Here is an 11,088-nt window from a genome sequence, read left to right on the forward strand (position 1 = left end):
CACGTAACAACGCCATGACCAGCTTCGTCTTGAATTCTACCTCGTACCGCTTCCCTCTTGAATTCATCTTGCCTCCCTTGGCTCGAATTGTAATGCGGCGCCTCTAAATCTCCACCGTTCCGCTTATAGGGGGGCAATACAAAACCACCCCACTCAAAACCAAGAACAGACCCTACACATTCAAACCAACCCAGCACAATCAACACTCACAAAACGATTCCCAAAAGTAACCCTCAGACTCAAACAGAAACAACTCAGCTATCTACAAACCATCGCACATCAACGAGGCTATAACGTCCCCACTCTCATTCGAACTCTCGTCTTCGAGCAAGATATCCCTGCTCCACTCTTTTCGGACGAATTGGCACTTGCGCTTCACAAAGAGCTGCGCCAGATCGGGAACGACATCAACAAAGTCGCCCGCGCCATTGATAACGGCCTTCGTGAAGGCTTCAACGTCCACTTCGAACGCTTCGAACAAGCCTTCCTAAAATTCCAATCCAAAATCGCGAGGCACCGTGGCGTACGTTAAGGTCCATTTCGTCAAACATGTTCAGAACGTCCTGAATTACATCCAGCGGGAAATGGGATCACAGGACCTCGTCGATTCGTACAACTGCACGCCCAAAAAGGCCCCAGAGCAGTTTCAAGACATTCGCACGCTTCACAACGGCCAAGGTGCCGTAAACGGGATTATCAGTCCATGAGTTGATCGAACGTTTTTTGAGAAACGAAGGGAGGTGATATCATGCCTTTATCAAATCGACAGAGCCTCGCTGAAACAGTGTGGCTGTTGTCCTTGGCCTCAATCACGGCGACAGGGAGGTTGGGCTTGTAGTAGAGGACGTAATCGGCCCTCTTGGCTTCTCCGCGCTTCACATGCCTACCTCTGACAGTGACTCGGCCCTTGGTAAACGAGACTTCCTCACGGATTTGTTGCTGAAGGTTCCAACCAGCCCTTTCCAAAGCCGGGGTTATGAATTTGGAGCAAATGTCCCGCTCACTGAGCGATTTCTTATCAATATTTGTCATTCGCCTTGCTATCTAATCCCGTATTTACCCCGGCAAGAAAGGATTTGCTCGGACTATGCAACCACATGAAAGATAAGACAATTAGGAAATTTGGAGAACTGAGTATTGTCCGGCGCCTTATCATAGACTGGACACGACCGTTGTAATAGCATTACAATGCGTTGTAAAGGAGCAACAACAATGGCGAGCAAGCAATTCGGCGACTATTTTAAGGAACTACGGATCAAGAAAGGGCTCACTTTAAGACAGTTCTGTGAGAAATACGAGTTCGATCCCGGCAACATCTCGAAGCTGGAACGCGGGCTTTTCCCCGCTCCACATTCGGAAGAGAAGATGGAAGATTACGCGAAAGCGCTTGGAGTGAAGAAAGGCTCAGATGAATGGATCGAGTTCTTCGATCTGGCTGCCGTTTCCAACAAGGATCTCGGAATGATGAGGCTCAAGAACGAACAGCTCATCGAAAAACTCCCTGTTCTTTTCCGCACACTGGATAATAAGGAACTCACCGAAGAGAAGCTCGACAAAATCCTAGAGTTGATCAAGAAGGCATAATCCCTTGGCTATTAAGTTTATTCCTCCTGCTGAGATTGAAGCGGCCGCAGATTCCTTTCGTCGCGAGTGGGACCCTGCGGAGACGATTCCAGTTCCCATTCTTGAGGTCGTGGAACTCAAATTGAAATTAAATGTTGTCCCAGTCCTGGGGCTGATGCGTGACCATAATGTTGATTCGTTCCTAACTCGCGATCTACATGATCTTGTCATTGATCAAGAGATTTACATGTATCAAGAGAATCGAGCCCGATTCTCATTTGCCCACGAGGTCGGCCATCTCGTTATTCATTCGGATTATTTAAAATCGCTGAAAATCGACTCCATCGAAGCGTGGAAGCAAGAAGTACTCGGAAAAGGGTCCGGCCATGCACCCATGGAGACACAAGCCAACATGTTTGCCTCGTTTCTATTGATGCCCACGACGTTTCTCAAGGAAGAGTTTGAAAAACAGAAGAAATTCGTTTCGGATCATCCCCTTTTCAAACAGACCAAGGCGATCGACGACCGCGCGCTGGCGCAATACGTGGCAAAGCCGGTTGCGAAACGATTTGGAGTTTCGGAGGAAGCCGCAAATATTCGTCTGCAGAACTGGCTTGGTGGTCGGTAAGGATGGAACCGCAGCGTAAACATTAGGTCGGCTATTCATGGATCAACAAGCATACGAGGGGTTAATCCAACACGTATTTGACGTGTGGGTAAACCCGGAGATTGAGCGCCGAGCTTCGGCGGGCCTCATCAAAACCCCGCTACCCCTGTTCGCGGTACAAATCATTTGTCGAGTTGGTGCGAATAATGAGGTGCGTCTGAATTCCGAAGTAAAGGCGGTGTTCGAATGCAAGCCGAGACGGGCCATAAGTGCCGGTGAGGGTATAACGGAAAAGGATATCGAGGAGATCACGAATATTTTTCTGACGTCCGAAGATGAGGATGCCGGGCACATAACCGTGATTTTTGTTAACGGGCACGCCCATTTGGCATTCGACTTTCAGTACAACACCAGGAGAATCAAGGAACTCTTGGAGGTGGCGCGTGAGTTCATCGACACGGCCGGTCTTGCGCTAAACGCAGGGAATCAACGCGCGTTCGTCGAAAATCAGTTTAGGAAAATTCAAAAATCCGAGAGTTGTATGGGGCTAGGGAAGGGAGGGGGTTAAAGCGAAGAGAGAGGGTTTTCGAGTCCCCTCGGCTCCTGGGGGAACAGGAAAGGAGGAGGAATTCAGGAAGGGATGGGGGCCATGGCCCCCGGCGCGGACGGGAAGGGGTTGAAAAGAGGAAACGAATGCGAGGAACTCCGTTACCGGGCGATTCGCTGATCGAAATCGGCGTCGGATTCTTCTCGGACCTGGTTGAAATCCATCGTTTCGTAAGGAGCGGATTCTTCGGCGGCGACGAGGAAGGGGGTCTTTCCGTGGACGTCGAAGAAAGACGCGACGGGTTTTGGAGGCGGCGCGCGAGAGGCTTGGGGAACGAGAATTTCGATCTCTGCGGGGTGCGTCACGAACCCGAGGAGCTTCATTTCCTGGTGACAGTGCGGACATTCGATGGGGAGGTGGCCGAAGATCCGAGCCAAGAGGGTCGCCCAACGGGGCGTGAGAGGTTTTTCGGAAATTCGTTGGACCTGCGCCTTTGTTTCCAGGCCCAGGAATCGCCGAGTCGCGGAGGCATAGAGGCCGGCATAGCGGCGGTAGTGTTGGTAGCGGTCGGGGATGTGGACGGTGAGGTGAGCCAAGAATTCCACCGGGGAGAAGGCCAGCGTCTTTCCCTTGCGCGTCCGCAGCTGAACCGACGTAGGGGAGGAGCGCAGCTGGGATAACGAGACGGGGGTGCGAAACGCATACGCCAAGCGGCGGATGAGCTGCTCGCGGTCGGACGCGGGAAAGGGATCGGAGTGATGCACGTGAAAGCCCGAGTGAGGCCAACTCATGAGATTCGTGGCGGTGTCGTCCGACAGAACTCCGGCCTCGTGCAGCCGAGAGATGAGCGTAAAGCGGAAAATCTGGGTCATCTTGGGTAGATCCCAGAATCCCATCGGGTGAAAGACGATCCGGTCCCGGGTATCGAATGCGCCGTCAGCGGCCAGAAGATGCAGGTGTGTGTTCCAGTTGAGCTCGTCGCCGTGGGTTTGGATCAGGGTGATTAAACCCGGGCGGAAGTCCTTGCGGACTCGGCCGTTCCCTAAAGCCAGGGCGAACGTGCGATGGGCCGCCCAGACCATGTGCTTCAAGAGTTTTCGATCGTGCAGGAAATAGGGCCGGAGACGTTTCGGGATGGAAAAGGTCCATGTATGGACCCGCCCCCGTTTGCAAGGACAAAGTGATTTGAGATGGCCAAAGGAAGATCAGATGCTGCCATGTATCCGGCCTCTCTGTGGAGTCTTTCGATCTCCGGGCCCTGATGGAATGTGCGTTCTCGATCCTGATCAAAAACACGGCGTCGATTTCTCGCGCCCCTGGACCTTTCAGGTTTTTCGAGAACCGGCCTGACCTGTTTTGCCATCGTCTCACTCTTTGCCTCGCATCTGTAAGAAAGGGGTACCTCTACCTCTCCCGGAGTCGAAAGAATTCAACCACGGGAAAATAAACGAGCCGTTTTTTCTCTTTTCTCTGGTTCATTCGTGTCTACGCCTCCTGGACCCGATACGTCCCGCCTCGAGCCATCAACACCCAAAGGATCCGGGCGTTTTTGTTCGCCAGGGCTACACAGGCCCGGTTGTGTCCCCGGCGAGCTTCCAATCGTCGCAGCCATTCACTTCGAGAATCCTTTTTCGATCCTACACATCGCAACGCCGCTCGTGCCCCGTGAACGAGAAGTCTCCGGAGATACCCGTCTCCTCGTTTGCTAATTCCCAGGAGACGATCTTTCCCTCCGCTGGAGTGTTGCCGCGGAACTAATCCCAACGACGCGGAAAACGCTCGGCCGTTGGTAAAAACGTTCGGGTTTCCTACACTGGCAGCGATGGCACTCGCGGTCAGCGACCCGACTCCCGGAAGCGTCATCAGGCGCTGACACACCTCGTTCGTCTGAACCTCGATCTCGAACTTTGCATTGTAGTGATCGATCCGTTTCTCCAGGTCTTTGAGCTCTTCCCAAAGATCCGCAATCACTCCACGAATTCGATCGGTCAAACCGTTCTCCGCGTCTTCCAGAACACGAGGAAGGATTCGCCGCAACACCCGAACGCCTTGGCCCACCACCAGACGGTCGGTGGAAGCTCAGAGATGAACGCTCGGAATTTCTCCCGACGAAGGCTTCGTTGAAACAGGGTTCGCCCCCGTTCATTTCGCCCGGTCACCTCGAAAACATTCTTTGCCAAATCGATTCCCACTACGCTAATGTCTTCCATTGGACTCTCCCTTTCTGAAGGTGAATGATTGTTGAATCTTCATTCTGGCTCATTTGAAGCCGCCACGTAAGAAAGGGCGGGTCCATTCCATTAAAAACGATGCGGCACCTCGGCCAGCGTGTGTTCGATCAGATCTTCGGCCCAGAGGAGAATTCGCTTCTGATGACAGGAAGGGCAGAAAAGCCTCGTCTTGCACGAGAACGGAACGATTTTTTTCTGCGAACACGCCTCGCAGACCTACACGGCCACGCCCTCCCGGGGATCGCCGCAAATGAGGAAGCGTTCGATCGTGTGATCGACACACGGGCGAAAGAGGGCAAAGGAGGGTTGAAACCGAGAAGGATAGGCGCGCTGAAAAGGGGCATAGTGATCGTAGAGAACCAGGAACAGAGGGCTCTGATGGAACACCCGAGCGCGATACTCGACCCAGACCTGTGGCGCGGCAGGCCCCGACATACCCAGGAGCAGAACAAGGAGCGTGCCCTCGGGAGACTCCCGCGAACCCCCCGGGCGTCGTTCGAAAGAATCCAAAAAGGAGGATCGGGCGGTTCCGAAAATCGGTCCGGCCGTCCGGTCGGTCGAGATCCAGGGTTAGTGCGCCGCGCGCTGAAAGACGGAATCCTCCAACCGGGCGACCCGCTCTTCTAGTGTCACGTGTCCCACGGAATGTACTCGGATCTGTTTCTTTTGGACGCGGCCTTCACTTCCTCGGAAACATTTATAGTTTCAACGGCGATCCAGGCCGGTCTTCGACAAGGCGAAATCCTCGGCCTTAAATGGGAAGACATCGACTGGGTTCACCGGCAGCTATATGTCCGACGTCAGTACACGAATTACGATTTCGAGGAGCCGAAGACAAAATCATCGAAACGTTCGGTGACGCTCTCCCGGGATTACCTTCGGGAGCTGAGCGCCGGGCAGAAAATCTGCCCCTCCCACGCGACTTCTGGAGGATCTCGCCTCTCAAGAGGCGTCGCTCATCGACTATGCCCCGCCTGTTACAACCTCCCCAGCCACCACGAGATCGCAGCTCGCGATGCCGGGTGTTTGAACGCCGAGTCGATTCCTAAAAGGAACGCCATAACTAATTCCGGCTCTCGGGAGTCTAACCGGTCTCTGGAACTACGTTTGGTGTCCTGCTCTTAATAATCTTGACTTTTCCCGGCATTGCGACTCCCATTGGCGCGTTCGACGCAGCGCATGATCAAGAGGTCACTATCGCCGTGGGGGGTCGGCGCGCTTTTCGTCCTGCTCTTTCTTCAGGCGCTCGGGTGTCACCAAGAAACGCCAGACCGGTATCCTCGTGCCGCACGTCTCGCAAGAGCCGGGTTTCACGATGATTCGGAGGCGATTGTTGTTCTCCGCTCCGACACGATTGCGGAGATGCAGCGGGCCATGGCCACCGTCCACGCCTTTGGAGGGAACGTCACCCAGGCCATTGCGAATTCCGTGTTGTTCGCCCAGGTCTCGCCGTCCGTAAAGCCTCAACTCCTGCAAGCGGATGAAAACATCGTCGCCGTGGAACATGGCGAAATGGAACCACATCATTATCGCCGTTATGGGAAAAGCGTCGCTGTCGGCATCCAAGCGTGGAATCATTATCTTCGAGAAAAGAACAAGAAACCCGCTCTTCCTCCCGCTCAAGATTTGAGTGAACCGTTCCACGACGATCTCATCATTCCGAGCGACCTTCCCAAGACCAGGCAGGAAAAGGAGAAACGGGAGAAGGAATACCTGAAGCAATGGGAGCGAAATAAGAAAGAGTTACAGCGCAAATACAAGGTGGGGAGTTCGGAGACTGAAGCGATTACGCCGACGGCCTTTGGGCAAGGTTACGGCGCCGGCTTTTATGACACGAGCCTCTATATGTCCGGCCTCGTGGCGGTGGGAGTCTTCTTCGCTGGAGCCGGCTGGACCGACCCGCAGATGGACAGTGCCATGGCCGAGATTTCGACCGGCCTGAGGTTATTTAGTGAGCTCGAACCGAGCGCGAGACTCGCGTTCATCATTGTCGACGAACGGCTAACCCCTCTTCCGTCGATATCTGACTGGTGGACCTACGCCAACAATCTTCGAAATATTCATCTGAGCCATTGGGCTTACTTCATTGAGATGAGAACGGGAACTGGCACCTCGAGCGCCGCTCTATTTGGCCCGTGGACCCGCGTATTCCAGGACGCACTTCCCGACGGACGTGTCCTTCGCCACGAGACCGGCCACATTTTTGGCGCAATCGATCAATATACGAATTACTCCCCTGTAGAACGATGGGGATATCTAAACTCCGTCAACGCGAACTCCCGGGCGAACGACGGAAGAGGCTTTTTCGGTGGAGCCGGGGAGGGTTTAAGCGACCTTATGCTCGATTTGGGTCCGATCGGCGTTTACACCCGTGCCCAGATCGGTTTACGAGATCGCGATGGCGATGGCCTCCCGGATCCTTTAGACACCGTTCCCAATACAAAAATTCTGAACCGCACCGGCTCGTATCAGCTTGTGTATTACGGCCGGGCTGAAGATCTCCCCCTTTTAAATGAATATTCTGCCTATCCGATTTACAGCAGTGTCACGATCAACACCATTCTGGATGTCGAATGGCGGGTGAACGGCGGAGGGTGGAGTCAGGCCCTTGCACTCGACGGCTTTTTTGACGGAAGCGTGGAAGACTTCGGCTTCGGGCTTCCGCCGCTCCCGGATGGAACGTACACAGTTGAGATCCGCGCGATCAACGTGGTTGGAAATATTGAGACCTCGTATGCCCGGGATGTGGTCACCATTACGGACAGTCCGGTCGTTAACGCTCGTCCCTTTCCATCGTTTACCGTAATGCCTTCCGTCGGATCGGTGGGGACGATTTTCACACTCGATGCTTCCGCGACCACCGACCTCGAAAGCCCGGCCAGCACGCTTCTCGTGCGATGGGATTTCGAGGGCGACGGAGTCTGGGATACACCGTTTTCGGCAAACAAAGTTCAGACTGTTCAGTATCCAACGTACGATTTCAAGACGATCGTTCTCGAAGTCGTCGATCCACAAGGAAACGACCAGCAGACGACACGAGACCTATTTGTCTTCCTGGGGGATCTTTCTCCCATCGCGTCGCTTGTCGTTCAACCCGAAAGCGAACATGGGACAGGTAAGAAAACATTGGATGTGACGCTGGATGCGTCAGCCACGTTCGATCCAGAACTTGGCCCACTTCAATTCCGCTGGGATTTTGAAAATGACGACGTCTGGGACACGCTCCCTTCGAGCCAAGCGCAAGTGCAGCATTCTTATCCGTTGGTACGTCCGGGACTGCTGGGAGTGTACGACACTCCCCACTCTGCACAGAGAGTCTATGTTGTGGGGAGCACGGCGTACGTCGCTGACGGCTTGTCGGGGCTACAGATCGTCGATGTAACCAATCCATCGAACCCAGTCTTCATCGGAAGCCATGATACGCCAGGCTGGGCGTACGATGTTTTTGTCTCTGGCACGGTGGCGTACGTCGCAGACGGCTCCAGCGGACTTCAGATCCTCGATGTCAGCAATTCTTCGAGTCCATCCTTTCTCGGGAACTACGCGTTCAACGGTGAAGCACTCAGAGTGTTCGTTTCCGGGACGACGGCCTTCGTCGTGGGTGGAAACCTGGGCGGTCTACTCATGGTTGACGTGAGTGTTCCCACACAGCCGGCTTTGCTCGGAACGTACCGCCCCGGGGCGTCACAGATCCGAACAGGGTTTCTCGTAGGTACAACCGCTTATCTCGGAAACGCCAACGTCTTGGAGATCGTGGATGTCAGCAACCCCGCCAACCCGCTTCTCATAGGAAGCCTTTTGACCGCTGGCGTCTTCTCAAACCTGCATGTCGTGGGTACCCTGACGTATTTGGCCGGATTTCCCTTTCAGATCGTGGATGTCGCGGATCCGACCAACCCCGTTCTCTTGAGCACGTTTTCTGGAAATGTCAGAGACGTATGGGTTGCCGGCTCAACAGCCTACATCGGCCATGCTTTCCAGGGTCTCCAAGTGATTGATGTCAGTGATCCGCTCAACCCCGTCGCGAAATCGAATCTGTATTCGAGCTTTGCGAACGGTCTATGGATTTCGGGGACCATCGCTTATGTCGCGGCAACATCACCGGGACTCGAGATTCGCGATGTTGGAGACTTAGAGATCGTTCAGCAGACTCACGCTCGCGAGATCAAGATGGAAGTGACGGACGCCGGCGGCAATTATTGGCGGAGCGTAAGAAACGCCTGGTCCAATACGTATAACCATCTTCCTGTCTTGAATCCGTTTACGATCGCGTACGAACCTGTGGCCGAGGCGACATTTTTGGGTTCTTTCTTAAACTCGTCATTCAATAAGCGACTTTTCGTGTCTGGCAACACAGCTTACCTTGCGGACAACAGCCCGCAGCTCCAAATCATCGATGTCAGTGATCCCTCGAATCCGATCCTACTTTCGGCTCCAGCCCTTCCCGCTCCGGGCGTCGCGCGCGGAGTCTTCGTGTCGGGGAATATAGCGTATGTGGCGGCGGAGCAGGCTGGCCTTGTCATTTACGATGTCACCGATCCCGTGCAACCGATTTTTCTTTCGCGAATCGGCCCGCCTCAATCGCTCCCCAACTTTGCCATCGACGTCCATGTATCCGCCTCCATCGCATACATAACTAATGGAGGGGATGGCTTGGTGACCGTCGATGTAGGTAACCCTGGGGCGCCTGCGTACCTAGGCAAGCTCGACACGCCAGGTGCAGCGCTGAGCGTCGATGTTGCTGGAGATGTTGCCTACGTGGCGGACCAAATGAACGGCCTGTACGTCATCGATGTATCAAATCCTCTTCTTCCTTTTCCAATCGGCGGCTATAACACGCCGGACACGGCTCAGGACGTTCAGCTGTCTGGAAATTTCGCTTACCTCGCCGACGGTCTTTCGGGCCTCTTGATTTTTGACGTGACAAATCCCGCGTCTCTCCTGCTCGTCAATTCCGTGGACACGCCAGGGACAGCCCAGGACGTGTTCGTTTCAGGAACGCGCGCGGCTGTGGCCGATGAGCAATTTGGCCTGCAGATCATCGATGTGACCAACCCAAATAATCCAGCCTCGCTTGGAAGTGTTGCTACGGCAGGAAATGCCCGAGCTGTACAGCTGGTCGGTACAAAGGCATACGTTGGCGACGCCTTTGGGGGAAATTCCGGCCTGCAAATATTCGATTTACTTTTCGGAAACGGCGTGGTGGCAAAACAGACGACCGCCCAGGATCCAGATTTTAATACGACATGGGATGGGCTTCTGGAATTCAGATGGGATGTTGACTCCGACGGAAGTTATGACACCCATTTCTCCGCTCAAAATCTCGACCGCTTCGTCACGTTCGATCGGCGCAACGACCTGCCGATTACGCTTGAAGTACGAGATCGCTTCTTTGCCACGGATCAAGAAACGCGCGTGTTTCATACGCCTCGCTTTGTTCCGGCGATCGAAGGGAAGGAAATCTTTGTCACCGGAGGAAAGGGTTTCGACTACGCCGTTTGGGCACAGGACGTCGATGGGGAGAGCGTCACATTAACAGCGGTCCTCGCCAATGGCGATCCTCTCGACTCGATCGGCGCGACATTTGTCGATCTGGAAAATGGTAAAGGCGTTCTTTCCTGGATAACGAATAAAGAGCAAATCGGTCTGGAGGTAACGATCACGTTTACGGCCTCGGACGGCATTCTTTTGCATTCCGAGAACTTTGAGGTGAAGGTTCTAAAGCCAGGGGGAGGTAACGGCGAAAAGAAGAAAAAATGACCGTAGAATCCTCTAAACCCACCTGACACATTTTTTTGATCACCCGTCCGAGTGTCAAGAATGTTTCTTGATGTACGTGACAATTTCGGCAGCCAAGTCATATCGCCGCAATGGCGCGACCAGGTAAAAGTGTCGAATTCCTTCCTCAAACGCAACATCGATCAGTTCTTTCGTGACGCGAATTCCCTCTCGCTCGCCTTCCGATTTCGACAACCCGTCGAACCGATTCCGAACGTTTTCAGGGATGCGAACCCCCGGAACTTCGTTGTGAGCCTAAAAGGAAATTTCAAGAATGGGAGGATTGTACGGAAGGATGAAGCCCGGGGGTTGGGAGGGAATATAGACGCGACCGATGTGAAAAGGGAGACGAACGAGGATGG

12 protein-coding genes and 2 pseudogenes are annotated in these 11,088 nt (G+C 54.0%); 5 read left to right on the forward strand and 9 right to left on the reverse strand.

Annotated elements, in window-relative coordinates:
• A partial coding sequence (locus VI895_01945; GenBank protein ID HLG18562.1) for a hypothetical protein occupies positions 1–206 on the reverse strand: 206 nt, incomplete at its 3' end.
• Positions 207–262: 56 nt separating this feature from the next.
• Complete coding sequence (locus VI895_01950) at positions 263–481, reverse strand: hypothetical protein (GenBank protein ID HLG18563.1); 219 nt, start codon at positions 479–481, stop codon at positions 263–265.
• Positions 482–518: 37 nt separating this feature from the next.
• Between VI895_01950 and VI895_01955 the strand changes: the two genes are divergently transcribed.
• Entirely contained in the window at positions 519–707 is a 189-nt protein-coding gene (locus tag VI895_01955; protein ID HLG18564.1) for a hypothetical protein, read from the forward strand.
• 73 nt (positions 708–780) lie between these two features.
• On the opposite strand, the pseudogene VI895_01960 reads toward VI895_01955, so the two are convergent.
• A pseudogene (locus VI895_01960) lies at positions 781–1,032 on the reverse strand (type I restriction endonuclease).
• Between the two features lie 180 nt (positions 1,033–1,212).
• Between VI895_01960 and VI895_01965 the strand changes: the two are divergent.
• From VI895_01965 to VI895_01975, 3 genes are all read left to right on the forward strand, one after another.
• Positions 1,213–1,584, forward strand: coding sequence for a transcriptional regulator (locus tag VI895_01965; GenBank protein HLG18565.1), 372 nt, complete (start codon positions 1,213–1,215; stop codon positions 1,582–1,584).
• Positions 1,585–1,588: 4 nt separating this feature from the next.
• Positions 1,589–2,191 carry an ImmA/IrrE family metallo-endopeptidase gene (locus VI895_01970; protein ID HLG18566.1) on the forward strand — a complete coding sequence of 201 codons (603 nt, stop codon included), beginning with the start codon at positions 1,589–1,591 and terminating at the stop codon, positions 2,189–2,191.
• Positions 2,192–2,381: 190 nt separating this feature from the next.
• Positions 2,382–2,738, forward strand: a complete 357-nt coding sequence (locus VI895_01975) for a hypothetical protein (GenBank protein HLG18567.1) — start codon at positions 2,382–2,384, stop codon at positions 2,736–2,738.
• A 140-nt stretch (positions 2,739–2,878) separates the two neighbouring features.
• On the opposite strand, the gene VI895_01980 is transcribed toward VI895_01975, so the two are convergent.
• The 5 genes and pseudogenes from VI895_01980 to VI895_02000 form a co-directional block, all read right to left on the reverse strand.
• Positions 2,879–3,799, reverse strand: coding sequence for a transposase (locus VI895_01980; GenBank protein ID HLG18568.1), 921 nt, complete (start codon positions 3,797–3,799; stop codon positions 2,879–2,881).
• Positions 3,800–4,202: 403 nt separating this feature from the next.
• Complete coding sequence (locus tag VI895_01985) at positions 4,203–4,709, reverse strand: IS110 family transposase (protein ID HLG18569.1); 507 nt, start codon at positions 4,707–4,709, stop codon at positions 4,203–4,205.
• Entirely contained in the window at positions 4,706–4,927 is a 222-nt protein-coding gene (locus VI895_01990) for a hypothetical protein (protein HLG18570.1), read from the reverse strand. Before VI895_01990 ends, VI895_01985 begins: the two co-directional genes overlap by 4 nt.
• Positions 4,928–5,017: 90 nt before the next feature.
• Positions 5,018–5,149: pseudogene (locus VI895_01995) on the reverse strand (transposase zinc-binding domain-containing protein).
• 15 nt (positions 5,150–5,164) lie between these two features.
• Positions 5,165–5,383 (reverse strand): hypothetical protein, encoded by a 219-nt coding sequence (locus VI895_02000; protein ID HLG18571.1) that lies wholly within the window; start codon positions 5,381–5,383, stop codon positions 5,165–5,167.
• A gap of 744 nt (positions 5,384–6,127) precedes the next feature.
• Here VI895_02000 and VI895_02005 point away from each other — a divergent pair.
• Positions 6,128–10,708 (forward strand): hypothetical protein, encoded by a 4,581-nt coding sequence (locus tag VI895_02005; protein HLG18572.1) that lies wholly within the window; start codon positions 6,128–6,130, stop codon positions 10,706–10,708.
• 54 nt (positions 10,709–10,762) lie between these two features.
• Here VI895_02005 and VI895_02010 read toward each other — a convergent pair whose 3' ends face one another.
• Positions 10,763–10,921 carry a hypothetical protein gene (locus VI895_02010; GenBank protein ID HLG18573.1) on the reverse strand — a complete coding sequence of 53 codons (159 nt, stop codon included), beginning with the start codon at positions 10,919–10,921 and terminating at the stop codon, positions 10,763–10,765.
• Positions 10,922–11,088 lie beyond the last annotated feature (167 nt).

The sequence above is a fragment of the Bdellovibrionota bacterium genome, assembly GCA_035292885.1.
GTDB lineage: Bacteria > Bdellovibrionota_G > JALEGL01 > JALEGL01 > DATDPG01 > DATDPG01.

Coding starts and splice junctions, on each gene's coding strand:
- VI895_01965 (HLG18565.1), top strand. CDS start 1,213: ATGGCGAGCAAGCAATTCGGCGACTATTTTAAGGAACTACGGATCAAG.
- VI895_01980 (HLG18568.1), bottom strand. CDS start 3,799: ATGGTCTGGGCGGCCCATCGCACGTTCGCCCTGGCTTTAGGGAACGGC.
- VI895_01990 (HLG18570.1), bottom strand. CDS start 4,927: ATGGAAGACATTAGCGTAGTGGGAATCGATTTGGCAAAGAATGTTTTC.
- VI895_02000 (HLG18571.1), bottom strand. CDS start 5,383: ATGTCGGGGCCTGCCGCGCCACAGGTCTGGGTCGAGTATCGCGCTCGG.
- VI895_02005 (HLG18572.1), top strand. CDS start 6,128: ATGATCAAGAGGTCACTATCGCCGTGGGGGGTCGGCGCGCTTTTCGTC.